This window comes from Aliivibrio logei (assembly GCF_001691055.1).
Lineage (GTDB): Bacteria > Pseudomonadota > Gammaproteobacteria > Enterobacterales > Vibrionaceae > Aliivibrio > Aliivibrio salmonicida.
Genome location: NZ_MAJU01000011.1, coordinates 232142 through 257216, shown reverse-complemented (window position 1 = coordinate 257216; position 25075 = coordinate 232142). Strand labels below are relative to the sequence as shown.

Here is a 25075-nt window from a genome sequence, read left to right as displayed (position 1 = left end):
TTCTTTTAACACCTTATGTTGTGAGATATTGCAAATGCTACGAATCGCAAAAGAAGCTTTAACCTTCGATGACGTTTTACTCGTCCCAGCACACTCTACTGTTCTTCCTAACACCGCTGATATTCGCACTCAGTTAACGAAGAGCATCTCTCTAAATATCCCAATGATTTCAGCATCAATGGATACCGTGACAGAAGCGCGTCTTGCTATTGCGTTAGCGCAAGAGGGTGGCATCGGTTTTATCCACAAAAACATGTCAATTGAACAGCAAGCTGAAGAAGTTCGCTTAGTAAAAATCTTTGAAGCAGGCGTTGTCTCTGCTCCAGTAACCGTTCGTCCTGACGCAACTATTCAAGATGTGAAAGATCTGACTGAAAAACACGGTTTTGCTGGCTTCCCTGTAGTAACTGAAACTAACGAACTTGTTGGTATCATTACTGGTCGTGATGTGCGTTTCGTAACAGACTTATCTAAGAAAGTTGACGTTGTAATGACGCCAAAATCACGCTTAGCTTCTGTTAAAGAAGGCGCAACTCGTGAAGAAGTTCAAGAGAAAATGCATGAAGCTCGCGTTGAGAAAGTATTGGTAGTGAACGATGAGTTCCAACTAACTGGTATGATCACAGCAAAAGATTTCCATAAAGCAGAACGTAAACCGAATGCATGTAAAGACGAACGTGGTCGTCTACGTGTTGGTGCTGCTGTTGGTGCGGGTGCTGGTAACGAAGAGCGTGTTGCTGCTCTTGTTGAAGCAGGTGTTGACGTTCTACTTATCGATTCATCACACGGTCACTCAGAAGGCGTTTTACAACGTATTCGTGAAACTCGTGCTGCTTTCCCTGATCTACAAATCATCGGTGGTAACGTTGCGACTGGTTTAGGCGCTCAAGCATTAATCGATGCTGGCGTAAGTGCGGTTAAAGTCGGTATTGGCCCTGGTTCAATTTGTACTACTCGTATTGTAACTGGTGTTGGTGTTCCTCAAATTACTGCAATTTCAGACGCAGCTGAAGTGGCAAATGCTCACGGCATTCCTGTTATTGCAGATGGCGGCATTCGTTATTCTGGTGATATCTGTAAAGCAATCGCTGCCGGCGCATCATGTGTCATGGTTGGCTCAATGTTTGCTGGTACTGAAGAAGCGCCGGGTGAAGTTATTCTTTACCAAGGTCGTTCATACAAATCTTACCGTGGTATGGGTTCTCTTGGTGCAATGTCTCAAGGTTCTTCAGACCGTTACTTCCAATCAGATAATGCAGCCGACAAACTTGTACCAGAAGGTATTGAAGGTCGTATCGCGTATCGCGGTCGTCTAAAAGAGATCGTTCACCAACAAATGGGTGGTTTACGCTCAAGCATGGGCCTAACGGGTTCTGCAACGATTGAAGATATGCGTACTAAAGCAGAATTTGTACGAATCTCAGGTGCGGGTATGAAAGAATCGCACGTACATGATGTTCAGATTACAAAAGAAGCACCAAACTACCGTTTAGGTTAGAAAAAGCGCCTAGGTTAATTTTTCTCAGTTTTTGTAGAACCTTACGGTTTCGTTGTTAAAGGTACTCGTTTGCACATTGTAAATGTTCTACCTTCTCTTCGAGTTCGAGTGATTCTGCTTTGAAATATGAGAAAAATACTTTGTACCAAATTCAATTTTAAGCGTGTGGTTTTATAGTAAAACCACACTAAATAAATGACTTTTTGAGAAAGACTAATGACGACTAATATCCACGCTCAACGCATTCTTATTTTAGATTTTGGTTCTCAATACACGCAGCTTGTTGCGCGTCGTATCCGTGAGATTGGTGTTTACTGTGAGCTTTGGAGCTGGGATGTAGAAGAATCGGATATCCGTGACTTCAATCCTGATGGCATCATTTTATCTGGTGGTCCAGAAAGTGTGACAGAAGCAAACTCTCCACGTGCTCCTCAATATGTATTTGATTCTGGTGTTCCTGTATTCGGCGTATGTTACGGCATGCAAACAATGGCAGAGCAACTTGGCGGTAAAGTAGCAACGTCTACTGAGCGTGAGTTTGGCTATGCTGCAGTTCAAGTAACTGGCGAATCAGCGTTGTTTAAAGATCTTGAAGCAACTCAAGATGTTTGGATGAGCCACGGTGATAAAGTTGTTGAGATCCCATCTGATTTCGTAAAAATTGCAGAGACAGAAACGTGTCCTTACGCTGCAATGGCAAACGAAGAGAAGAAATACTACGGTGTTCAATTCCACCCAGAAGTAACACACACTAAAAATGGCCTAAAAATGCTTGAGAACTTTGTTCTTAATGTATGTGGTTGTGAAGGTCTGTGGACTTCTGCATCAATCATTGAAGATGCCATTGCTCGCATTAAAGAACAAGTGGGTGACGATGAAGTTATCCTTGGTCTTTCTGGTGGTGTTGATTCATCTGTGGTTGCGATGCTTGCTCACCGTGCGATTGGCGACAAACTAACGTGTGTATTTGTTGATAACGGTTTACTTCGTTTAAATGAAGCAGAACAAGTGATGGAAATGTTCAGTGAAGGCTTTGGTCTTAAGATCATTCATGTTGAAGCTGAAGAACGTTTCTTAACCGCGCTTAGTGGTGAATCAGATCCAGAAGCTAAGCGTAAGATCATTGGTCATGTGTTTGTTGATATTTTTGACGAAGAGTCTAAGAAATTATCAAATGCTAAATGGTTAGCTCAAGGGACCATTTATCCAGATGTTATCGAGTCTGCGGCGTCTAAAACGGGTAAAGCACACGTTATTAAATCTCACCATAACGTTGGCGGCCTACCTGATGACATGGAAATGGGTCTTGTTGAACCGTTACGTGAATTGTTTAAAGATGAAGTTCGTAAGATTGGTCTAGAATTAGGTCTTCCATACAATATGCTTTATCGTCACCCGTTCCCTGGACCTGGTCTAGGTGTACGTGTTCTTGGTGAAGTTAAGAAAGAGTACTGTGATTTACTTCGTCGTGCTGATGCGATCTTTATTGAAGAACTTCATAATGCCGATCTTTACAATAAAGTATCTCAAGCATTCACTGTATTCTTACCGGTACGCTCTGTTGGCGTAATGGGCGATGGTCGTAAATACGATTGGGTTGTTTCTCTACGTGCGGTAGAAACCATTGATTTCATGACTGCGCATTGGGCTCATTTACCATACGATTTCTTAGGTAAAGTATCTAACCGTATTATTAATGAAGTTAGTGGTATTTCTCGCGTAGTTTACGATATTTCTGGTAAGCCGCCAGCAACGATTGAGTGGGAATAATTTTCACTTAATCTGCTAATGTATATCAAATAAACAGAAAGCGCCGAAAGGCGCTTTTTTTGTTTCTATTGTGATGTGATTATTAAATTTGTTAGTGATATGTTTCGGTGAAACATTGATTTACAAATTAAACATTTCCATAGTGGTGAAAATGCAATGTATTAAGCTTTTCTTGGCAATATCTGGTTTACACTGATTTAGCAAAGGAATAGATAAAGAATAAAAAAAATTAAATCTCTTTATCTTTAAATACAACATTTACTAATATGGAATTATGAATGAGTAACCAATCAGCAGAGAAGGCACCAAAGCTTAGTGCTATGGACCGTTTTCTAAACACTATTGAACGAGTAGGTAATAAAATTCCAGATCCTGCTTTACTTTTTTTCTGGGGCCTTTTAATTGTTTGGGGGCTTTCAGCGCTATTATCACAGATTAACTTTGATCTAATTCACCCTGTAACCCAAGATGCGGTTCAGGTGAAAAACCTTTTAACTGGTGATTCTTTAGCGAACTTTTTAGCAACAATGGTAACTAATTTTACTAGCTTTGCACCCTTAGGTATTGTACTGGTTGCAATGCTAGGTGTTGGTGTTGCAGATTCTTCGGGCTTTATTCAAACGGGCCTAAAGAAAATGCTGAACTTCACTCCAGCTAAATTACTTACACCAATGCTTATTCTTGTTGCGATTGTGTCACACACAGCAGCGGATGCAGGTTATGTATTAGTTATCCCACTAGGTGGTATCATTTTCCACGCGGCGGGTCGCCATCCGTTAGCGGGTATTGCCGCTGCATTTGCGGGTGTATCAGGTGGTTTTTCTGCTAACTTTATTCCATCAGGTATTGATCCATTATTGGCAGGCTTTACACAAACGGCCGCTCAAGTACTGGACCAATCGTATGTTGTTAATCCATTAGCGAATATTTTCTTTACTGGACTTTCTTCTGTACTGATTGTTGCTATTGGTTGGTATGTGACAGAGAAAATCATTGAACCACGTTTAGCAAATACGCCAGTAGATAAAGATGCAGAAGAAGCGCCAGATCTTGGTTCTTTTACTGAAATCGAATCAAAAGCGTTTAAATATGCAGGCTGGGCTATGGTTGCTGGTATCGCATTATTAATTGCGCTTATCTATCCTGAAGATTCAGCACTTCGTTCACCAGAAGGCGAAATTACGTCGTTCTCTGCGCCGCTAATGAAGTCTATTGTTCCATTGATTTTTATTCTGTTTGTTATCCCGGGTATCGTTTTTGGACGTGTTTCTGGTAAATTTAAGAGCAGTAATGATGTAATCAAAGCGATGTCAGAGACAATGGGGACAATGGGGGCATACATGGTTATGTCATTCTTCTGTGCGCAATTCTTAGTGGCATTTAGTCAATCAAACATCGGTACTATTTTAGCTATGTACGGTGCTGATTTCTTGAAGGCGCTTGACCTTCCAGGGCAACTAACGATTGTTGGTATGATTTTACTAACCGCTTTTGTTAATTTACTTATTGGTTCGGCCTCCGCTAAATGGGCACTAATTGGTCCTGTACTGGTTCCAATGCTAATGGGTGTTGGTATTTCACCTGAGCTGTCTCAAGCGGCATATCGTGTGGGTGATTCTGTATCAAACATTATTTCACCTCTGATGGTATTCTTCCCGCTAGTGGTGGTTTACTGTCAACGTTACGTTAAGTCGACGGGCATCGGTACATTGGCTTCACTTATGATGCCTTTTTCTATTGCGATGCTTATTGGTTGGACAATCTTCTTACTAGCGTATTGGGCACTTGGTATCCCACTGGGTATTCAAGCACCGTACACTTATAACCTTCCTGGTTAATTTGTATTAGTGACAAAAAAGCCCTGAGAATGAGAGTTCTCAGGGCTTTTTTATATTGGTTCTTTAGGGAAAGCTAGGCGTTTAAATAAGCCGCGTGAAATTCTAAGTGCTCATCAATGAAGGTAGAAATAAAGAAGTAGCTGTGGTCATAGCCTGGTTGCATTCTAACTTCAAGATTGGCGCCTGACAGTTGTGCTGAGGCAAATAAATATTCTGGCTTTAATTGCTCTTCTAAAAAGCCATCCGCTTCACCTTGGTCAACTAAAATTGGTAATTTAGACCCTTTTTTAAGAAGTTCAGAGCTGTCGTATTCCTTCCAATCGTCTTTATTTTCACCAAGATATAGCCCCAATGCTTTTTGACCCCAAGGGCAATTAATAGGATTAGATATTGGACTAAATGCAGAAATAGACTGATACGCCTCTTGGTTTTTCAATCCAATCGTAATTGCACCGTGTCCGCCCATGCTATGACCCGATATCGATTTTTTGCTTGAAACAGGGAAGTGCGCTTCAATAAGAGAAGGCAGCTCTTTAGTTACATAATCATACATATGATAATGACGATTCCATGGCGCTTGCGTCGCATTTAAATAGAACCCTGCACCCAGACCAAAATCGTAAGCACCTTCGGCATCATCAGCTACGTCTTCGCCGCGAGGGCTAGTATCCATTGCAACAATCGCAATACCTAGTTCAGCTGCTTTTTTGAATGCCCCTGCTTTTTGCATGAAGTTTTCATCAGTACAAGTTAAGCCAGATAACCAATATAAAACAGGTACAGGATTCGTTTCAGACGCGTTTGCTGGCAGATAAATTGCAAAGCGCATATCACAATTTAATGTTGACGATGTATGTGTATATTGTTTGTGCCAACCACCGGCAACTTTGGCTTGGCTGATGTTTTCGATTGTCATGGTGAGCCCTTATTATGTGTTATTCATATCAGTGAGAGCACTGCATAGAATGTGGAGTCTACTGATTGATTTTAAAGTGCTTTGAAGTAAAGAAAAAAGAGGTATTGCTATTTAATTCATTGCTACGCCACCCGCGTAAAAATGAGGCAGTGTTGCTTTTTCTTTTACGGGAAAGCACTTTAAAATCAAAAAGTCATCTATAAATTACTCCCACCAACATAGAAGATGGGAGCAAGTAAAAATTGTCTCTAGCAGTTTGAGCTAGAACCGAATTTATTATTTATCCATATGTAGAACAGTACGGATAGATTTACCTTCGTGCATTAAGTCGAACGCTGCGTTTACATCCGCAAGGCCCATAGTGTGAGTAATGAAGTCATCAAGAGCGAACTCACCTTGCATGTAACGGTCAACGATACCAGGAAGTTCAGTACGGCCTTTAACGCCACCGAATGCAGAACCACGCCATACACGACCAGTCACAAGTTGGAATGGACGAGTTGAGATCTCTTGACCAGCACCAGCAACACCGATGATGATTGATTCTCCCCAACCTTTGTGACAACACTCAAGTGCTGCACGCATTACGTTCACGTTACCGATACACTCAAAAGAGTAATCCACGCCACCGTCCGTCATTTCAACAATCACTTCTTGAATTGGCTTATCGAATTTTGTTGGGTTGATGCAATCAGTCGCACCTAATTTCTTAGCCAATTCGTATTTGCTTTCGTTCAAGTCCACACCGATGATGCGACTTGCTCCGGCCATTTTTGCGCCGATGATAGCTGAAAGACCAATACCGCCAAGACCGAATACAGCAACCGTGTCGCCTTTTTCAACTTTAGCCGTGTTAAGAACTGCACCCATACCTGTAGTTACACCACAACCTAGAAGACAAACTTCTTCAAGCGGCGCTTCTTTAGATACTTTCGCTAATGAAATCTCAGGAAGAACCGTGAATTCAGAGAACGTAGAGCAACCCATGTAATGGAAGATAGTTTCGCCATTAATAGAGAAGCGGCTAGTTCCATCAGGCATTAAGCCTTTACCTTGAGTTTCACGAACTGCTTGGCAAAGGTTCGTTTTGCCAGAAGTACAGAACTTACATACACCACATTCAGCAGTGTAAAGAGGGATAACATGGTCGCCAATAGCAACACTTGTTACACCTTCGCCAATCATCTCAACAATACCGCCGCCTTCATGGCCTAGGATTGATGGGAAGATACCTTCTGGATCATCGCCAGAAAGAGTGAATAAATCAGTGTGACACACGCCAGTAGCAACGATGCGAACCAATACTTCGCCCGCTTTAGGAAGTTGTACATCAACTTCTTCCATTTTTAGCGGTTCGCCAGCAGCCCAAGCTACCATTGCTTTAGATTTGATGTGTGTTTGATCAGGTTTAATATCAAGAGCCATTGGGTTTTCCTTTTAATTGGTTGAATCAGCAGTCAACTAAAGCGTAGTTGAATTTTAATTTCGCTGTCTCGTTTTGATGTGCCTAGTATAAGCATTCCATGAGAATTGATAATCCCCCTAAAATGAAAATGATTTTTACTAAAATGTAATAATAAACGTGTTTTCAGCCTGTAATCATTATTTTGTCTATAAAATAGCAGTCAATAGAGTGAATATTAGTCTTAATTTAGAATTAAATAAGCGTATTGAATCAATTTATAGGAAAAAGAGTATTTGAGTGCTGCATCTTAAAAATAACATTCATTTTATACTTGAGTATGTATTGCTTGTATTGCATAAATTTGAAGCGATAAGGAAAGAGGTTAACCGACGTGACGTAAAATACGGCCTTTGAAAAAGTATATGTTTCTTTTATTGGGGCAAAATGGCAATAGCAATAATCATTTCTCCTTTGGGGGAATTGGAGAGACGATGTTTTTAGTCACGTTTAAGCAAACGCAGAAAGTAGGGCAAAATCTATTTTTATATTGGTCTATTTATTTCTATGCAGAGCAGCATAGATTAAAGTAATTCTTCAAGCTTAGTATTACTTTTGTTTTCGTTTACTGTTTTGTTAGTGGTCATTATGAGCAGTTCATTATTTGTGATAATCGCTGTATAATAAAAGTTATTTTTACGGTTGTGTAATAATAAGTACGGAGTATCAGCGAGTGATTAATTGGGAAGGGGTAACAGAATTTGTTGCCGTAGCAGAAGCACAAAGTTTTACTGGTGCAGCAAAAGCATTAGAGACTTCAGTTGCACAAATTAGTCGTAAAGTCGCGGCATTAGAAGAACGTTTATCGATAAAACTTTTAATACGAACGACTCGAAAAGTATCTGTAACAGAAGCTGGACAAACTTATTATCAACATTGTCGTCATTTAGTTGAAGGCTTAAAACAAGCAGATAGAGCGATTACCGAATTAAATGCGACCCCTCAAGGGCGTTTAAAAATCACGTCATCAGTCACGTATGGTGAGCAACTTATCGCGCCATTGCTTAGCGATTTCATGCTCATGTATCCGCAACTTGAACTTGAACTTGTGTTATCAAATCAAACGTTCGATCTCGTTGAGCAAGATTTTGATTTGGCGATTCGTTTAGGTCGATTAAGTGATTCAACAATGATGGCAAAACGCTTATCTAGCCGACAAGTACGAGTATGCGCATCGCCTGCTTATATTGAAAAATATGGTGAACCACATACCTTGTCTGAACTCTCTCAGCATAATTGTTTAGTTGGCAGTTTGCCTATTTGGCGATTCATTGAAAATAAAAAAGAAAAAAGTGTAAGAGTAAAGGGATCGGTTCATTGTAATAGTGGCGCAGCCCTAACGAATGCTGCTTTAAAAGGATTAGGCATTGTTCAGCTGCCTGATTTTTATGTTCAAGAATCAATGGATAAAGGGGAATTAGTCGAAATACTGGTTCCATATAGAGAGCCTAAAGAAGGTATTTGGGCGGTATATCCCAACAATCGACACCTTTCAACAAAAGTTCGTTTATTGGTTGAGTTCTTAGCAAAAGAGTTAGCAGAATAGAATGGTAGATTTAGACGAGAATAAGAACGCGACGTTCTATATGCAAAGAGCGATAGAGCTTGCCTCAATCGCAGAAGGTGAAGGTGAAGTTCCTGTTGGTGCCGTTATTGTGCTAGATGGCGAGATAATAGGAGAGGGCTGGAACCGTTCAATTGGAACTCATGATGCTACTGCTCATGCTGAGATGATGGCGATTAAGCAAGCGGGGCAAGCCGTTGAGAACTATCGACTGGTTAACGCGACGTTATATGTCACTCTTGAGCCTTGTCCAATGTGTGCTGGCGCCATCGTACAGAGTCGAATTAAACAGGTTGTTTTTGGTGCAGCGGATTTAAAAACAGGGGCATCAGGCAGTGTCATTAATTTGTTTACAGCAGCCACTGCTTTTCATTTTGTTGAGTGTGAATCTGGATTAATGGCTGATGAGTGTCGTGAACAGCTACAAGCTTTTTTTAAGCGTAGACGAAAAGAGAAAAAAGAAGAGAAACAATTGCAGCGAGAGGCTGAAAAGAAAGACGAATTAGAGAGTAAATAACAGAAAGCAGAGACAAAAAGGCAAGTTCACAGTTAATTTGCCTTTTTAAAGTACGTTAACAAAGGAGGAATAAAGGTAATTAACGACAAAAGAGAGCTTCATTTTCATCAAAAAGAGATAGTGCATAAGTGCGTTGGCGATGAAGTACTTTTTTATGGTTATTTAATAATTTACGTCGACGCTGAGTACTTCCCCTAAGCGAGGTTTGTGTTTTTAGTTTTCTTCTATTAGAGATCATTGATCCCCCTTCCATTTAACAAGCAAAAAATTAAGGTTAATCACTTACCCTTAATTCGAGTGATTTTCTAATCTATTTAGCTCAGAGTATGTGGTAATTGTTACCGTTATATGAACGTTCTCATCGAGTCAGCCGTTATCATCCTAATGCCTTTTTTATACAGTAACAAATTACTGACTTGAAACTGCGTGGCTTGTCGTAGACGTTGCTGATGACAATGGAACATCAATGACAGTTAAATCTTCAACGGTGATATCTTCTTGGATTAACTTGTTTGCTTGTTCTTGTTCATAACCAATAATACTTTGGTAATAACGACGGATGTTTTCAACGTAGTTTTGAGCTTCATCACCACGAGCAAATCCATAGCGAAGGTATTTGTAATAACGTTTCTGGCGTAACAAAGGCAAATTGTCTTTTACGTCTGTCCATGAATTAGGATCGCCCCCTAATCGTTGTGTTAAACGACGGGCGTCCATCATGTGTCCGAAACCAATGTTATAAGACGCTAAGGCAAACCAAATTTTCTCATGTTCGGTAATGGAATCTGGTACACGTTTTACTATACGACGTAAATACTCAGCTCCCCCGCGAATGCTTTCTTCTGGGTCTAATCGATTTTTAACTCCAACAGATTGAGCCGTTGGTAAAGTGAGCATCATCATGCCTCGCACACCTGTAGGAGATTTAGCAATAGGGTTCCAATGTGACTCTTGGTATGAGAGAGCGGCTAAGAAACGCCAATCAAAATCCCCTGCGTATTTTTTAAATAAAGGTTCCCATTTCGGTAACTTACTTTCTAGTGAACGAATGAAAGCACGTGTATCAACGTAATCGAACGTTTCTACGTGACCAAAATATTTTTCTTCTAGTAATGCTAATTTACCACTGCTTTTTAGCTCACCAAAAAACTCAATCAATAATGCCTGAAGGCTATCGTCTTCTGTTTTTTGTAAGAACCAAGCGATAGGTTGATCTTCGGTTAACTCAAAAGCGACAGCGAGATCGGGATGAATTCGTTGGGTAAGAGACAGCTCAACCGAATCGGCTAAGGTGTAATGTATTTCACCGCGTGCGACTTGTTTTAATAGTTCACTTACATCCGTATTATCTTCTGTAGACCATTCTAATTTTTTATATTTTTCTTTTAATTTTAATAAAGTGCCTTCAAAACTAGAATCTTTCACAATCGTTAAGTTTTCATCTAATTCTGTGAGGTTTTTGATATTTCGAGGGCGCCAGTTTCCTTTTTTATATACGACCTGTTGACTAACATAATAATAAATTGGTCCGGTACGAAAGTTTTCTAGACGTTCAGGGGTAATGGTCATATTAGCGGCAACAATATCGACTTCGTTGCGGTTTAGCGCTGGGAATAAACCTGAATACGTATAAGCAGGCGTGATTTCTAGTTTTACATTTAGCTTTTCAGCAAAGGCTTTCGCAAGATCATAATCAAGCCCTGTAGGACCGTTCGAGCCAATATAATAAGAGAGTTGATTATTTAATGTACTGACTCTTAAGATGCCACGTTCTCTTACTTGCTCTAGTTTTGTTTTTGGTTCTGATTCTACTTGGCAACCCGTTAAGGTAAATACAAGCGTAGAAATAACTAGGCAAGATTTTAGAAGACGATAATATCGGATGTGGCTCAAGTCAGAATGCTCTTTTAAATAAGTAGGGCGTAGTTATATCAAATGGGAGAAAAAGAGGCAAAAGCGCAGTAACAAATTAGAACAATAAAGAGAGATTAAGGCCAACATTTGCATCAAGTGTACATTTTATATTCAAATTCATTAAAACAGAGGGGCGTTTCTCTTTTTTTGAAAAAAAATACGCAAACGGTTGCTTTGGGTGTTACTTCACAAAACAAAATCCTTTATAATGCGCTCGCAATACCAGAGGTAACATCGGCATAGTCGCTATGTGATATGAGTAATTAATTGAGTTGATTGCTTTTAACATCATGAAACTATTCCAATATTACCTTTAATTCATTGCCAAAGAGACCTAAGTACATGAGAATTTTGCGTGGTTCACCTGCTCTATCTGTATTTCGTGTTAATAAGCTGCTTGAGCTTTGCCGTGAACTGAGTTTACCTGTAACAGGTATTTATGCTGAGTTTGCCCATTTTGCTGATGTAAAAGCTGACCTTGATGCGTCTGAAGTTGAAAAGTTAGAAAAACTACTGACTTATGGTCCAACGATTGAAGAACATGAACCTGAAGGGTTGTTGCTTCTTTCTGCCCCTCGTCCGGGTACTATCTCTCCTTGGTCTTCAAAATCTACTGATATCGCCCATAACTGTGGTTTATCAAATATCGCACGTTTAGAGCGCGGTACTGCTTATTATGTAGAAACCTCTGAAACACTTTCTGAACTTCAATTAGTCGAACTAAAAGCCATTCTTCATGATCGCATGATGGAAGTGGTCTTTACTGATTTTGAATCGGCAGCGGCATTGTTTACGGTTGCAGAACCGATTCCTTATGCTGAAGTTGATCTACTTGTCGGTGGTCGTAAAGCGCTAGAAAACGCAAACGTTACCCTAGGTCTTGCATTGGCTGAAGATGAAATCGATTACCTTCTTGAAAGCTTTACCGAAAAACTAGGTCGTAATCCGACTGACATTGAATTAATGATGTTTGCACAAGCGAACTCAGAGCATTGTCGCCACAAGATTTTCAATGCAGATTGGACTATTGATGGTGTGAAACAAGATAAAACCTTGTTCAAAATGATCAAAAACACCTTTGAAGTTACCCCTGAGCATGTACTTTCTGCTTACAAAGATAATGCCGCGGTAATGACGGGGTCAACCGTTGGTCGCTTTTTCCCTGATCCAGAAACACGCCAGTACAACTACCACCAAGAGAAAACACATATCTTGATGAAAGTTGAAACCCATAACCACCCAACGGCAATTTCTCCTTGGCCGGGTGCATCAACAGGTTCTGGTGGTGAAATCCGTGATGAAGGCGCAACCGGTATTGGTGGTAAACCAAAAGCTGGTTTGGTTGGTTTCTCTGTATCTAACTTAAAAATTCCTAACTTTGTTCAACCATGGGAAACGGATTTTGGTAAGCCAAGCCGTATCGTAACCGCACTTGATATTATGCTTGAAGGCCCTCTAGGCGGTGCAGCATTTAACAATGAATTTGGTCGTCCAAATCTATTAGGTTACTTCCGTACTTATGAAGAAAAAGTAAATTCACACAATGGTGAAGAAGTTCGTGGTTACCACAAACCAATCATGCTTGCGGGTGGTTTAGGTAATATCCGTGATGATCATGTTCAGAAGAAAGAGATCCCTGTGGGCGCAAGCTTAATTGTTCTTGGTGGTCCAGCAATGAACATCGGTCTTGGTGGTGGTGCTGCATCGTCAATGGCATCAGGTCAATCGGCTGAAGATCTTGATTTTGCTTCAGTGCAACGTGAAAACCCAGAAATGGAGCGTCGTTGTCAGGAAGTTATCGACCGTTGTTGGCAGCTTGGTGATGCAAACCCAATTGCATTTATCCACGATGTAGGCGCAGGTGGTATTTCAAACGCATTACCTGAGCTTGTTGATGATGGTGAACGTGGTGGTATCTTCAATCTACGTGATGTACCAAATGATGAGCCGGGCATGAGCCCACTTGAAATTTGGTGTAACGAATCTCAAGAACGTTATGTTATGGCTGTTGCTGATAAAGATTTAGCAACGTTTGAAGCGATTTGTAAGCGTGAACGTGCACCTTATGCCGTCGTTGGTAAAGCAACAGAAGAGCGTGATCTAAAATTAGAAGATTCACATTTCGACAATACGCCAATTGATATGCCAATGGACATCCTTTTAGGTAAGACACCTAAGATGCACCGTGATGCTAAGACACTAAAAGCAAATAACTCGGCGCTTGATTGTTCTGGCATTGAATTGAATGAGGCGATTGAGCGTGTTCTTCGTTTACCTACCGTCGCTGAAAAAACATTCCTAATCACCATTGGCGATCGCTCAGTAACAGGTCTTGTTGCTCGTGATCAAATGGTTGGTCCTTGGCAGGTTCCTGTTGCGAACTGTGCAGTAACAGCGGCAAGTTATGATACTTACCACGGTGAAGCGATGTCACTGGGTGAACGTACACCAGTTGCTTTATTAGACTTTGGTGCATCAGCACGTTTAGCGGTTGGTGAGGCAATTACAAACATTGCAGCAACGAATGTGGGTGATATTAAACACATTAAACTGTCTGCAAACTGGATGTCTCCAGCGGGTCACCCTGGTGAAGATGCGGGTCTTTATGAAGCAGTTAAAGCCGTTGGTGAAGAGCTTTGCCCTGCACTTGGTTTGACTATCCCGGTGGGTAAAGACTCTATGTCGATGAAAACCAAATGGGAAGAAAATGGCGAGCAGAAAGAAGTGACGTCTCCACTTTCTCTTGTCATCACTGCTTTTGCTCGAATTGAAGACGTCCGTAAAACAGTGACTCCTCAGTTAAGAACCGACAAAGGTGAAACATCGTTAGTTCTTATTGACTTGGGCAACGGTAAAAACCGCATGGGTGCAACGGCACTGGCACAAGTTTACAAACAATTGGGTGATAAACCGGCTGATGTCGATAACGCAGTACAGCTGAAAGGCTTCTACGAAGGCATTCAAACATTGGTTGCTAATGATCAACTAGTGGCTTACCACGATAAGGGCGACGGCGGTTTATTTGTAACACTTGCTGAAATGGCGTTTGCTGGTCACTGTGGTGTGAACGCGAATATTGAAGCGCTGTTACTTGAATCAGAGAGCAATGAAAATACGCTTGCTGTGTTGTTCAATGAAGAATTAGGCGCAGTAATTCAAGTTCGTAACGAAGATCTAGATTCCGTTCTATCAACATTAGCAGTAAATGAGCTAGGTGAATGTTCACACGTTATCGGCTCTGTTGCTGATTCAGACGAGCTAGTAATTAAATCTGGTGAGACAGTTGTCGTTGAACGTAACCGTACTGAGTTACGTACTATTTGGGCTGAAACAACACATAAAATGCAAGGATTACGTGATAACCCTGAATGTGCAGACCAAGAACACGAAGCGAAGAAAGACAATTCAGACCCTGGCCTAAACGTTAGCCTTAGTTTTGATGTGAACGAAGACATTGCGGCTCCAATCATTGAAGCGGCTATGATCAATAAAGGGGCCAAGCCTAAAATGGCAATCTTGCGTGAGCAAGGCGTTAACTCGCATGTGGAAATGGCAGCAGCGTTTGACCGCGCAGGTTTTGAAGCCACTGATATTCACATGAGTGACATTCTTACTGGCTCTGCGGTACTTGAAGAATACAACGGTCTTGTCGCGTGTGGTGGTTTCTCTTACGGTGATGTATTGGGCGCTGGTGAAGGTTGGGCTAAATCGGTTCTGTTCAACGAAAAGACTCGTAATCAATTTGAAGATTTCTTCAAGCGTGAAGATACGTTCTCTCTAGGTGTGTGTAACGGGTGTCAAATGCTGTCTAACTTGCGTGAATTGATTCCTGGTGCAGAGTATTGGCCTCGTTTCGTTCGTAATGAATCAGAGCGTTTTGAAGCACGTTTCAGCCTAGTTGAAGTTCAGAAATCTGATTCTGTTTTCTTCAATGGAATGGAAGGTTCTCGCATGCCTATTGCTGTTTCTCATGGCGAAGGGCGTGTTGAAGTTCGTGATAATGAGCACCTAAATGCAATCGAAAACTCAGGAACCGTTGCGTTACGTTATGTTGATAATAATGGCAATCAGACGCAACAATACCCGAATAACCCGAACGGTTCACCAAATGCAATCACTGGTTTAACAACGACGGATGGTCGAGTGACGATCATGATGCCTCACCCTGAGCGTGTCTTCCGTACGGTTGCTAACTCTTGGGCGCCTGAGTCTTGGGGGGAAAATGGGGCATGGATGCGTATGTTCCAAAATGCACGTAAGAACATTGGTTGATTTGCTGTTTTAATGAGCAGGAAATCAAACATTAATTAAAAAATGTGATTAATTAGAATAAATTTATTTCTAATTTTGTTTTACAATAAGACAAAGGGTTGGGTAAAGACGACTCTTTTATTAAAAACCGTTGGGGTGAAAATCTCAGCGGTTTTTTTATGCGTAAAATATGAGTTATTGGCATATGCCAGTAATTAAGTGTATGGTGTGATCATTCAATATTACTTATGAGGTTTTTATGATTTACGCCATTCCAAGTCATCGAGATAAAATCGCCCCCCATTTTTCTAAAGCTGAGCAGTTTTTAATTCTGGATGATAGAAAAGGAAGGTCTATTTCTATTGATAATCCGGCGAAGGTGATTACTGGCTGCAAAGGAAAGAAAGCATTATTAGACATGTTAATAATGAATGGAGTTGAAGCTGTGGTGGTTCGTAATATCGGAGAGCGATTATTAACTAAGTTATTGAGCCGTAATGTGGATATTTACCAAGCAACAAGAATGAATCAATTGTCTTCAATTCATCCCTCTGGGTTAGAAAAAATTATGGATTGCAGTGCTGCAAAACAATCTATAAATCATTTAAATAAAGTGGGGTGCTCTGAGGGGCGAAAAACAGAAAGAACTCAAGCCAAAATATTAGCGCCTCGTTTGATTGGAGTAGTCGCTAAAATGCTTAATTTCCGTAAAGGTGAGGAGGGATTATGATGACATTCATGGTGACTTTTTGTGTTTTTTTAGCCGTAATTTTAATGATGGCCATCGGCGTTATTTTTCACCGACAAAGTATTAAAGGCAGTTGCGGAGGGTTAAGTATTTTAAAGGTAAAGCGTGTTTGTAATTGCAAGACAACCTGTATTGAAGAGGCGAAACAATCGTTATACCAAATTCAAGAACCTCAACGTTAGTGGTTTCAAACAAAGCACTACTTGCTTAGCATTAGTGCTTTTCCTTCAATGATACTTTGTGCTGTTTTTGCTCGTGCTCGTTTAATGATGTTTCCAAACGTTTGACGAGATATTCCCATTTGGTCAGCACAAGCTTGTTGATTGAGCCCATGAAGATCGGATAGGCGAATGGCTTCAAATTCATCAGGTAATAATGACACTTGTTCTAGTTCTGTCATGGGAATGCCATTAGGTTTGAAGCAACTATGAGCGGGTCTACAGCGTATATTTCGTTCTATTATTGGTCTGGCCATGAAAGTGTCCTCTGCTTTAATTGGGTAACCATAAATGAGAGACGTAAATATGCCAATGATTATTATATAAAGGGCATAACATTAATCGATATAATCATGATTGATAACTCCAACTATCCCTCTTAGGTTCTCTTTGGTAAAATGCGTGCTCTTTAATTTGAGAGTACGGAACAATAATGAAAAATACGCATGTCACAATTGGTTTAAGTAACCCAAAAAGTCCGACGAATGTTGGCGCAGTGATGCGTGCTGCTGGTTGTTATCAAGTGGATGATGTTCGTTATACTGGTGAAAGGTATGACCGTGCTGCTAAATTTCAAACCGATACAAAAAAAGCAGTAAATAAAATCCCGCTAACTAGCGTTGAGTGCTTACTTGATAACTTAGCCGATGACATGAAAATTGTGTGTGTTGAGTTAGCTGAAGGCGCTATTTCATTACCTGAATTCAAACATCCAGATAAAGCGATATATGTATTTGGTCCAGAAGATGGTTCGATTACACAACAAGTGGCTGACCGTGCTGATCACGTTGTTTATATTCCAACCGTGGGTTGCATGAATTTAGCCGCAACGGTTAATGTACTTTTATATGATCGCTTAGCTAAATCAGTCGATATTGTAAAAGGTGATGAATTGATTCGCAGTAGTCGAGATAATAGAAATCACTTAGTTATTAAAGAGAAAGAATAATCTTTCTGGATGTTTTTCATATAAGACCTATGCTTTTAAAGTGTGAACACTATATTAAGTAGAGGGAATTATGAAGAAAAGCATCATCAAAGTCATTGCAATATCGGCCGTAGCACTAACGTTATCGGGTTGTGTTGGTAGTAATGCCGTCACGGGAATGTTGATGAAATTTAACGTTCAAGTCGTGGATAACCGTTATGCTCGTGCCGGAGTTAACTTCTTGTTAGCCCCTGTTTATGCTCTGACATTAGCATCGGATTATATTGTCTTTAACTCATTAGAATTTTGGACGGGTAAAAACGTACTGACTGGAACACCTCATATCTTTGATAGTAAAGTCGATACGATGATGAAGATTAATGACAGCCTTGATGATTCATTAAAAACAGCACCAATTCCTCTTTCATCAAATCGTGCTATCGAATCTGGTCAAATGAAGAAAATTGATGAAAATACGGTTCAAATGGACATTACTTATAATAATGGCGAGAAAGCCGTGTTATTAGGGGTAAGAGATGGCAATCACATTACTTACTATATGGATGGACAAATCGTATCAGAAACAAGTATCGAAGCACTTGAAGAACTGGCTGCATCAAGAAGCTAACGTCTCATTCAAATAAATAACGATTGATGATCTCATCAATCGTTTTTTTATAAGTAAAATAAACGATTGGTTCGATTTCGGTTTTAATTTACGTCAAACTTACTCTTGGTATTATGGTTGCTATTTTCGACGAATAATAGGTTGAAGATATGTCGTATCGAGATCTTGGTAAGAGAAGGATTAACGATGATAATGGCTTGGAAGGAAACGATATATCTTTTGGGCGCGTGCTAATTTCAATTTTATACTTTTTCGAGGGATGCTCAGTACATCTTTTTGGTGCATTTTTATTGAAATGTGTTCTAATAGCGGGCATTAAAGGGAATGCAAGTATTATACTGCAGTTATAGATGGATTTTTTAGTAATGATCTATCCCTTAACTATCGAATTCTAGGAAATAAAAATGGCAAAGTTTGATTACCGTATTGTAGAAAAACGCAACGCTTGGGCTGCTGAAATTACGCGCCAAGTTACTTCTCGCAGAACGGTTGTATCTAAGCGTCAACTTGGTTTTGAAAGCGAAGCTGAAGCAGTTGAATGGGCTCAAAAAGAGCTTGTTGAATTTGCAAAGACTCAAGCTGTTCGTAACGATCGTAAAGCTGATCAACGTAGCGAAAAAGAAGAAATGATCGCTCGCAAGAAAGAAAAATCAGCGGCACAAAAAGCAGAATATGAAGCTGCTCGTGATGCGAAAGAAGACGAAAGCGAATACGATTACGACGAAGAGTAATCTTCTCTATCTATTTAAAATAAAAAAGGCGCTTATTGAGCGCCTTTTTTGTGCCTGTTGTTTTATGTTATTGAGCGTTCATTAATGTCAGTTTCTCGCCAATCGGTTGTGAGAAATTAAACCCATCATGTTTATCCCAGTTAATTGACCATGTCATCACACCACCAAAATTCGGGTATAATTTATTTGGAACAACGGTGCTGCATGCTGAGCCATAAGTGACACAATCTAATGCATCTATAATGTTTTGTGTTGGCGCTTGTCCTGAGTTTGCTGAACTTGGCCCTGAAGGTAGACCAATAGCGACTTGATCATCTCTTAGTGGAGCAAAGAAAGAGCCATCAGCGAGTTCAAACCCTTCAACGAGCATTTTTACCGACGCTACCATCATATCAACGGATCCTTCTGGAGCGGCTCCTGGCATGTATGGATTTGCTAATCCGCCATTGTTATATAATTGAACATGAAGAAGATCTAATGTATCTCGAACTTGGTCTATTACTGGAATATAAGCGCCCCAAATACCGCTGTAAGCAACCATTCCACCTTGAACATAAGGATGTTCTGGTGCCATGGTTAAATACATGTCTCCGCCCATATTCATTTCTATTTGTTTTAGTGCCGTAGGTAAGCGAGCTTGAATTTGTGTGCCATGAAGTAAATTCGATCCGCTTTCTAAATCGATATCTAGCCCATCAAAGCCCCATTCATCAATAAGTGCGGTTAAACTACTGACAAAATTGGCTTCATCTTGTTCTGTATTTAAGGTTATTGTGCCTTCTGCACCACCAAGAGAAAGTACAAATATTTTTCCTTTTGCCTGTAACGCGGCCATGTCTTGTTTAAATTGATTAGGATCTAGAGCGAGACAGCTACTGTGAATATCACCAGAGTAGAGGTTGAAATGCACCGTTCCGTTGCTGTTTCTATCATTATCAGCAAATGCAATATCGATAACGTCCCACTCATCAGGCATTTCCGATAAACGAATAGGGCAACCAGAACCGTTAACGAAATTATGCCAATAACCAATTAATTTATGCGTTGCTTGGCTTTGTTCTAGAACGGTAATACTTGATGCTATTGAGAGTGCTTTATTTCCTTGGGCATCAGTGGCCTCTGTTGAAATGGAGTAAGAACCAATAGCACTTGGTGTCCAATTGGTATTGTATGGTGTTGTTGTGTCTGACCCAACGATTGCCCCATTAATTAAGAAATCAACCTGAGTTATCGAGCTGGTTAATGAAGTTGCGGTTGCACTTAGTTGAGTAATTTTTCCTAAGGCAAGGCTCGATCCAGATGCAGGGGAAGTTAGACTTGTCACTACGTTTTGATCACTGACAGTAACAAGAATACTATTGTCACTGTTATTTCCTTCATTATCGGTTGCTACGGCTTTTAGTGTGTTATTTCCAATTAAGGCGGCAGTCCAAGTCATGGAATAAGGGGCTTGAGTATCAGCGCCTAGTGTAATGTCATTTGCAAAGAATTCTACGCCAACAATGCTGCCATCACTGTCGCTTGCGGTGGCATTTATTATAATGGACGATCCTGCAAGAATGACGCTGTTATCACTTGGTGAAGTAATGGCGACCTCTGGTGGAGTGCTACAAACGCCTAGCCCTGTCCATGCATCTTGCCAGCTTGAGCCTGTGCCTGGAGCATACGCCCAATCAGATGAAGAAGAACACCAGCCACCGACATCACAACGATATTTTTGATTAATATTTTGTATTTCATCGCCTTGAGTGTAAGCCGTTCCTGATTTGTATTGAGGTAAGCCTGCACAACCACCGCTAGATGGTTCCGTGATGGTTAGGATACTTTCTTGGCTGATGCTTGACTGTTCATCATTATCGATCGCTTTTGCTTTAAAACGATGCGTTCCCTTTGTTGCTGCCCATAAGTGTTCAAAAGGCACGGAACTGTCTGTAAAAACCAATTCACTATCAACATAAAACTCGACATAAGCGACTTGACCATCGTTATCTGTTGCGTCTGCGGACATTAATAAAGCATCGCCGACAGAGAGAACTTCATTGCCCGTTGGTGAGAGAAGTTGTATTGATGGTGGGATTAAATCCCCGGTTGATTGTACGTGAATAGAGACGGATTCAGCCGTTGAACTGCCTTCATTATCAGTAGCGATCACTGAAATTGATGTCGTATTTTTTAGTGCTACCCAATCCGTGTTATACGGTGGGGCGGTGATTATCTTAATGGATTGGCTATCCGCTAAAAATTCAACACGAGTAATTTCTCCGTCACTATCCACAGCATTGGCTTGTAATGTGATGGCACTTCCTTCTGCAATCGCAGCATTATTTAAAGGGGAGATGATGGACAGTGTTGGTGCGGCATTCCCGCCACTATTATCGCATTGACCTAAACGTTTCCATTCTTGCCATTCACCAGAATGTGTTTCTGGTGAATGTCCTTGGGACCACCATTGTGCTTGGTATGCAATCTGATTCTGTTGTATTTCAGCACCACCGCTGTAGGGTTCTGAATTTTGCCAAAGAGGGAGTGAACTGCAATCAAAAGCATTGGCTCCGTATGAAATAAAGAGGGCAGAGGCAATAGCACTGTTAATGAAAATCCGTTTCATAGATATATCCTTAATCGAGTAAGTCGGGGGGATTGACTCTTAAGTTTTAGTCGATAATTAAGAAGGTATTTCATTTTGTTTTGCTATTTAACAGGAGATCACAGGGATTCACTCTATTCTCATTGAGTTACGATTCTTTTTGGAAATACTTCACATTAAAAATGGGATAGGAAGTTAAAGCGGTTATCTTTATTTTTGTTATGATAAGCGGTCGATTTTATGGGTTATCTAACATGATAGAAAAAGAAGCGTTATTAGATTCAATCATTCAACAATTACGTCAAGTTCACCAAATGGCGTTAGAGGCGACACAGCGAGCGATTGAACAAGCGACAGATAAAGAAGCCATAGCTCGAAGTAAGTATGAAACGTTTGGTTTAGAAGCCTCGTATTTAGCGCATGGGCAAGCTCGAAGAGTGTCGGAATGTGATGCCGATATTTTAGCGTATCGTAAATTACCACGCTTAGAATACGGTGAAGATAGTGTGATAAATCAGTGTGCGTTAGTGACATTAGTGAATCAGGATGATATCGAAAGTCAGTTCTTTATTGGACCGTCAGCGGGGGGGATAAAAGTGACTCATGAAGACATGACATTTTTGTTGATCACGCCATCAGCACCCTTAGGTAAGGCCATGATAGGAAAGCAGCTTGGGGATGAATTCGAACTTGACTTAGCTGGAAGAAAACAACAATACGAAATTATTGGTGTTCAGTAATACCGGTAAATATTATGAATAAAATAAGAGAGGCGAACCTCTCTTATTTTTGTTTTTGGTATCGAAATATCAAAGGGTAGATGTTGTGATCTGCCCATTCGTTAGTTGATCAGTATCGGCATCAATCATTTCATCGATGTACGTTTCAACTGTTTGACCGACCATCTCATCATCTTCAGAAAAGTAAGCTAAATTGAAAATAGCGTCCCCTTCATTAACTAATGGTAATGTTTGTTGGCCAATAACGATGCCACCTTTATGTGCGATAATCTCGATCTCACCGTGGCCAAGTGGCGCACTGATATAAGCAAGAACTTGATCTTTTTCAACTTGCTCACCGAGTGTCACGATAGTACGTAAGATACCGTCGCTTTCTGCTCTAAGCCAACCAGTTGATTTCGCAATAATGGCTGTTGGTAAGCGCTTTCTACTGGCTTTTAACATACCAATAGATTGCATTACTCGTTGTACACCCACATATCCAGCATTGATCGCTATCGGTTCAAAGCGCAATGCTTCACCGGCTTCGTATGTTAATACTGGAATACCGCAACGTTCAGCTTCACTGCGTAACGAACCATCTCGTAATGGCGAATCTACAATCAATGGTGTTGCGAATGCTTTTGCAATTCGTAACGTTTCAGGATTACTTAGATTGGCACGAATTTGAGGTAAGTTTGTTCGATGAATCGCTCCGGTGTGCAAATCAACAATATAATCACAACGTTTTGCTATTTGGGTGAAAAAGGTATTTGCCATGCGTGATGCCAAAGAGCCTTTTTCTGAACCAGGGAAGCAACGGTTTAAATCTCGGCGATCGGGTAGATAACGAGATTTATGAATGAAACCAAAAACGTTAACAATAGGCACTGCAATTAAAGTGCCTTTTAGGGTTTTTGGGTCAATGTTATTGATTAACTGTCGAACAATTTCAACCCCATTGAGCTCATCACCATGAATGGCCGCATTGACCATCAGGATTGGGCCAGCATGCTGGCCATTAATGATTTCTACAGGGATAGATAAAGGTGAGTGGGTATAAAGCTTTGCGGCTTCAATCTCAATGACCTTTCTTTCACCGGGTGCAACTGAATGCGTTAGTATGTCGAATGCTTTGTTCTGTCTAGCCTTTGCCACGAGTTTTAGTCCCTTTTGTCGCTGCATTTTTCTCAATAAAATCAACAATTAAACCAGCAACGTCTTTACCTGTAGCGGCTTCAATGCCTTCTAAGCCAGGTGAAGAGTTCACTTCCATAACTAATGGACCACGATCAGAGCGAAGTAAATCGACACCTGCTACGTTCAATCCCATGATATTTGCTGCTGCTACTGCTGTTTTACGTTCTTCTGGAGTCAGTTTAACCAGTGACGCAGAACCACCACGGTGTAGGTTAGAACGGAATTCGCCTTCTGCACCTTGACGTTTCATTGCTGCAATCACTTTGCCACCAATAACGAAACAACGGATATCTGCACCGCCAGCTTCTTTGATGAACTCTTGAACCATAATATTCGCTTTTAAGCCCATAAATGCTTCAACAACACTTTCTGCTGCTTTTCTTGTTTCTGCAAGAACAACACCAATACCTTGAGTGCCTTCTAAGAGCTTGATCACAACTGGCGCGCCGCCAACCATATCAAGTAAATCTTTTACATCATCAGGCTTGCTTGCAAAACCCGTGATTGGCATACCAATGCCTTTACGAGAAAGCAGTTGCATTGAACGTAATTTATCGCGAGAACGAGTGATAGCAACAGATTCGTTCACCGGGTAGACATTCATCATTTCAAATTGACGTAATACAGCAGTACCATAAAAAGTAACTGATGCGCCAATACGAGGGATAATCGCATCGTAATTAATCAGTTCTTCACCTTTGAAGTGAATTTGAGGTTTTTCTGAATTGATATTCATATAACAGCGTAATGCATCAATTACTTTTACTTCATGACCACGGCTTTCTGCCGCTTCAATTAAACGGCGAGTAGAGTAAAGGTCTTGGTTACGAGATAAAATACCGATTTTCATTATACAATTTCCTCAAAATCAACTAGGTAAGACGACGATGGATCAACAACAATGCGGTCTTGCATTGATGATCTGCCAAGTAACATACGAAACACCATTGTTTCTCGGTTACTTAATGTTATTTCTGCTGGCCATTCTTGGCCTGCTAGTCGGATCATGGTTCTGATCACATAGCGCATTTCTTCTTGCCCACTTGAGCTTTTTACTACTCGCTTATCAACAATTGGAGCTTCGCATATTTGAACAAAATCATTATTACGTTTTTCAGGATGGATCCAGAAGCGAACCCATGCTTCACCATCTTTGGTAAAGGGCTCAACTTTAAACGCATGTAAACAAGATGTTTGGGCGCCAGTGTCGACTTTTGCCTTAATTAATTTAATACCAAGCTCGGGAAGGCTAAGAGACTCTCGCCATCCAACCATGATTTTATTTGTCATTAATATTTTCTCAAATAGAAAAATCTACAACAAGTATAGTAAATACGTTGCAGATATCTAACCCATTTGGCTACCATCTAATTTGTCTGAACTGATATGTTCAGTAGTCTGGAGTTTGGTGGAATACGTAGAGAGGTGTTATAGGATGTGTACACCGTGACTCAATAGGCGCGAATTTATCAGCAGTTTTAAATTTCGTCAAATAAAATATTCATTATAATTTTGACGCACGTCACATTAGTTTTTTTAATGGATAGCCATTTGTGAATGGAATTAAGCTTTCTATTCACACTGTT

21 protein-coding genes are annotated in these 25075 nt (G+C 40.5%); 12 read left to right on the top strand and 9 right to left on the bottom strand.

Annotated features, from left to right (window positions below; genetic code table 11):
• The first annotated feature begins 34 nt into the window (after positions 1–34).
• The 3 genes from guaB (at position 35) to A6E04_RS11690 (ending at position 5106) form a co-directional block, all read left to right on the top strand.
• Positions 35–1498, top strand: coding sequence for an IMP dehydrogenase (gene guaB, locus A6E04_RS11700; RefSeq protein WP_017023021.1), 1464 nt, complete (start codon positions 35–37; stop codon positions 1496–1498).
• 216 nt (positions 1499–1714) lie between these two features.
• Entirely contained in the window at positions 1715–3268 is a 1554-nt protein-coding gene (guaA, locus tag A6E04_RS11695; RefSeq protein WP_065611456.1) for a glutamine-hydrolyzing GMP synthase, read from the top strand.
• Between the two features lie 278 nt (positions 3269–3546).
• Positions 3547–5106 (top strand): AbgT family transporter, encoded by a 1560-nt coding sequence (locus A6E04_RS11690; RefSeq protein WP_023603705.1) that lies wholly within the window; start codon positions 3547–3549, stop codon positions 5104–5106.
• Between the two features lie 73 nt (positions 5107–5179).
• On the opposite strand, the gene fghA is transcribed toward A6E04_RS11690, so the two are convergent.
• Positions 5180–6022: an S-formylglutathione hydrolase gene (gene fghA, locus A6E04_RS11685; RefSeq protein WP_065611453.1), complete on the bottom strand. Its 843-nt coding sequence runs from the start codon at positions 6020–6022 to the stop codon at positions 5180–5182.
• Between the two features lie 276 nt (positions 6023–6298).
• Complete coding sequence (locus tag A6E04_RS11680) at positions 6299–7447, bottom strand: S-(hydroxymethyl)glutathione dehydrogenase/class III alcohol dehydrogenase (RefSeq protein WP_017023025.1); 1149 nt, start codon at positions 7445–7447, stop codon at positions 6299–6301.
• 710 nt (positions 7448–8157) lie between these two features.
• Here A6E04_RS11680 and A6E04_RS11675 point away from each other — a divergent pair.
• Together A6E04_RS11675 and tadA are read left to right on the top strand one after the other, a co-directional pair.
• Complete coding sequence (locus tag A6E04_RS11675; protein WP_017023027.1) at positions 8158–9030, top strand: LysR substrate-binding domain-containing protein; 873 nt, start codon at positions 8158–8160, stop codon at positions 9028–9030.
• 1 nt (position 9031) lies between these two features.
• The gene (tadA, locus tag A6E04_RS11670) at positions 9032–9565 is read left to right on the top strand and encodes a tRNA adenosine(34) deaminase TadA (RefSeq protein ID WP_065611451.1); all 534 of its coding nucleotides are present in this window, start codon (positions 9032–9034) and stop codon (positions 9563–9565) included.
• Between the two features lie 79 nt (positions 9566–9644).
• On the opposite strand, the gene A6E04_RS21320 is transcribed toward tadA, so the two are convergent.
• On the bottom strand, positions 9645–9803 hold the full coding sequence (locus tag A6E04_RS21320; protein ID WP_158007247.1) for a hypothetical protein: 159 nt from the start codon (positions 9801–9803) through the stop codon (positions 9645–9647).
• A 170-nt stretch (positions 9804–9973) separates the two neighbouring features.
• Positions 9974–11458: a membrane-bound lytic murein transglycosylase MltF gene (gene mltF / locus A6E04_RS11665; RefSeq protein ID WP_023603703.1), complete on the bottom strand. Its 1485-nt coding sequence runs from the start codon at positions 11456–11458 to the stop codon at positions 9974–9976.
• A gap of 363 nt (positions 11459–11821) precedes the next feature.
• Between mltF and purL the strand changes: the two genes are divergently transcribed.
• The 3 genes from purL (at position 11822) to nqrM (ending at position 16660) form a co-directional block, all read left to right on the top strand.
• Positions 11822–15751: a phosphoribosylformylglycinamidine synthase gene (purL, locus tag A6E04_RS11660; RefSeq protein ID WP_065611449.1), complete on the top strand. Its 3930-nt coding sequence runs from the start codon at positions 11822–11824 to the stop codon at positions 15749–15751.
• Between the two features lie 238 nt (positions 15752–15989).
• Positions 15990–16460 (top strand): NifB/NifX family molybdenum-iron cluster-binding protein, encoded by a 471-nt coding sequence (locus tag A6E04_RS11655; RefSeq protein ID WP_065611448.1) that lies wholly within the window; start codon positions 15990–15992, stop codon positions 16458–16460.
• Positions 16457–16660 carry a (Na+)-NQR maturation NqrM gene (nqrM, locus tag A6E04_RS11650; RefSeq protein ID WP_012549555.1) on the top strand — a complete coding sequence of 68 codons (204 nt, stop codon included), beginning with the start codon at positions 16457–16459 and terminating at the stop codon, positions 16658–16660. The genes A6E04_RS11655 and nqrM overlap by 4 nt, the downstream gene beginning before the upstream one ends.
• A 17-nt stretch (positions 16661–16677) precedes the next feature.
• Here nqrM and A6E04_RS11645 read toward each other — a convergent pair whose 3' ends face one another.
• Positions 16678–16953, bottom strand: a complete 276-nt coding sequence (locus tag A6E04_RS11645; protein WP_017023032.1) for a DUF134 domain-containing protein — start codon at positions 16951–16953, stop codon at positions 16678–16680.
• A gap of 176 nt (positions 16954–17129) precedes the next feature.
• Between A6E04_RS11645 and A6E04_RS11640 the strand changes: the two genes are divergently transcribed.
• From A6E04_RS11640 to A6E04_RS11625, 3 genes are all read left to right on the top strand, one after another.
• Positions 17130–17645 carry an RNA methyltransferase gene (locus A6E04_RS11640; protein WP_017023033.1) on the top strand — a complete coding sequence of 172 codons (516 nt, stop codon included), beginning with the start codon at positions 17130–17132 and terminating at the stop codon, positions 17643–17645.
• 70 nt (positions 17646–17715) lie between these two features.
• A complete protein-coding gene (locus A6E04_RS11635; protein WP_017023034.1) occupies positions 17716–18252 on the top strand; it encodes a DUF3332 domain-containing protein in 537 nt (178 codons plus the stop codon).
• Between the two features lie 404 nt (positions 18253–18656).
• Positions 18657–18983, top strand: coding sequence for a DUF3622 domain-containing protein (locus A6E04_RS11625; RefSeq protein WP_012549559.1), 327 nt, complete (start codon positions 18657–18659; stop codon positions 18981–18983).
• 67 nt (positions 18984–19050) lie between these two features.
• Here the strand turns inward: A6E04_RS11625 and A6E04_RS11620 are convergent, their stop codons facing one another.
• Entirely contained in the window at positions 19051–21591 is a 2541-nt protein-coding gene (locus A6E04_RS11620) for an Ig-like domain-containing protein (protein ID WP_065611446.1), read from the bottom strand.
• A gap of 233 nt (positions 21592–21824) precedes the next feature.
• Here A6E04_RS11620 and A6E04_RS11615 point away from each other — a divergent pair, with 233 nt between their 5' ends.
• Positions 21825–22310: a GreA/GreB family elongation factor gene (locus A6E04_RS11615; RefSeq protein ID WP_026025570.1), complete on the top strand. Its 486-nt coding sequence runs from the start codon at positions 21825–21827 to the stop codon at positions 22308–22310.
• A gap of 69 nt (positions 22311–22379) precedes the next feature.
• Here A6E04_RS11615 and A6E04_RS11610 read toward each other — a convergent pair whose 3' ends face one another.
• Genes A6E04_RS11610 through A6E04_RS11600 form a run of 3 tightly spaced genes read right to left on the bottom strand, consistent with a single transcriptional unit; the run spans position 22380 to position 24779 of the window.
• Positions 22380–23474: a succinylglutamate desuccinylase/aspartoacylase family protein gene (locus A6E04_RS11610; protein ID WP_017023038.1), complete on the bottom strand. Its 1095-nt coding sequence runs from the start codon at positions 23472–23474 to the stop codon at positions 22380–22382.
• Complete coding sequence (gene rimK / locus A6E04_RS11605) at positions 23434–24339, bottom strand: 30S ribosomal protein S6--L-glutamate ligase (protein WP_017023039.1); 906 nt, start codon at positions 24337–24339, stop codon at positions 23434–23436. The genes A6E04_RS11610 and rimK overlap by 41 nt, the downstream gene beginning before the upstream one ends.
• Positions 24339–24779, bottom strand: a complete 441-nt coding sequence (locus A6E04_RS11600; protein WP_012549564.1) for an ATP-dependent zinc protease family protein — start codon at positions 24777–24779, stop codon at positions 24339–24341. The genes rimK and A6E04_RS11600 overlap by 1 nt, the downstream gene beginning before the upstream one ends.
• Positions 24780–25075: the final 296 nt, after the last annotated feature.

What these genes read in the sequence shown, in the direction of transcription:
- guaB (WP_017023021.1), top strand. Translation starts at nt 35, where the DNA reads ATGCTACGAATCGCAAAAGAAGCTTTAACCTTCGATGACGTTTTACTC.
- guaA (WP_065611456.1), top strand. Translation starts at nt 1,715, where the DNA reads ATGACGACTAATATCCACGCTCAACGCATTCTTATTTTAGATTTTGGT.
- A6E04_RS11690 (WP_023603705.1), top strand. Translation starts at nt 3,547, where the DNA reads ATGAGTAACCAATCAGCAGAGAAGGCACCAAAGCTTAGTGCTATGGAC.
- fghA (WP_065611453.1), bottom strand. Translation starts at nt 6,022, where the DNA reads ATGACAATCGAAAACATCAGCCAAGCCAAAGTTGCCGGTGGTTGGCAC.
- A6E04_RS11680 (WP_017023025.1), bottom strand. Translation starts at nt 7,447, where the DNA reads ATGGCTCTTGATATTAAACCTGATCAAACACACATCAAATCTAAAGCA.
- tadA (WP_065611451.1), top strand. Translation starts at nt 9,032, where the DNA reads ATGGTAGATTTAGACGAGAATAAGAACGCGACGTTCTATATGCAAAGA.
- A6E04_RS21320 (WP_158007247.1), bottom strand. Translation starts at nt 9,803, where the DNA reads ATGATCTCTAATAGAAGAAAACTAAAAACACAAACCTCGCTTAGGGGA.
- purL (WP_065611449.1), top strand. Translation starts at nt 11,822, where the DNA reads ATGAGAATTTTGCGTGGTTCACCTGCTCTATCTGTATTTCGTGTTAAT.
- A6E04_RS11655 (WP_065611448.1), top strand. Translation starts at nt 15,990, where the DNA reads ATGATTTACGCCATTCCAAGTCATCGAGATAAAATCGCCCCCCATTTT.
- nqrM (WP_012549555.1), top strand. Translation starts at nt 16,457, where the DNA reads ATGATGACATTCATGGTGACTTTTTGTGTTTTTTTAGCCGTAATTTTA.
- A6E04_RS11645 (WP_017023032.1), bottom strand. Translation starts at nt 16,953, where the DNA reads ATGGCCAGACCAATAATAGAACGAAATATACGCTGTAGACCCGCTCAT.
- A6E04_RS11640 (WP_017023033.1), top strand. Translation starts at nt 17,130, where the DNA reads ATGAAAAATACGCATGTCACAATTGGTTTAAGTAACCCAAAAAGTCCG.
- A6E04_RS11635 (WP_017023034.1), top strand. Translation starts at nt 17,716, where the DNA reads ATGAAGAAAAGCATCATCAAAGTCATTGCAATATCGGCCGTAGCACTA.
- A6E04_RS11625 (WP_012549559.1), top strand. Translation starts at nt 18,657, where the DNA reads ATGGCAAAGTTTGATTACCGTATTGTAGAAAAACGCAACGCTTGGGCT.
- A6E04_RS11620 (WP_065611446.1), bottom strand. Translation starts at nt 21,591, where the DNA reads ATGAAACGGATTTTCATTAACAGTGCTATTGCCTCTGCCCTCTTTATT.
- A6E04_RS11615 (WP_026025570.1), top strand. Translation starts at nt 21,825, where the DNA reads ATGATAGAAAAAGAAGCGTTATTAGATTCAATCATTCAACAATTACGT.
- A6E04_RS11610 (WP_017023038.1), bottom strand. Translation starts at nt 23,474, where the DNA reads ATGCAGCGACAAAAGGGACTAAAACTCGTGGCAAAGGCTAGACAGAAC.
- rimK (WP_017023039.1), bottom strand. Translation starts at nt 24,339, where the DNA reads ATGAAAATCGGTATTTTATCTCGTAACCAAGACCTTTACTCTACTCGC.
- A6E04_RS11600 (WP_012549564.1), bottom strand. Translation starts at nt 24,779, where the DNA reads ATGACAAATAAAATCATGGTTGGATGGCGAGAGTCTCTTAGCCTTCCC.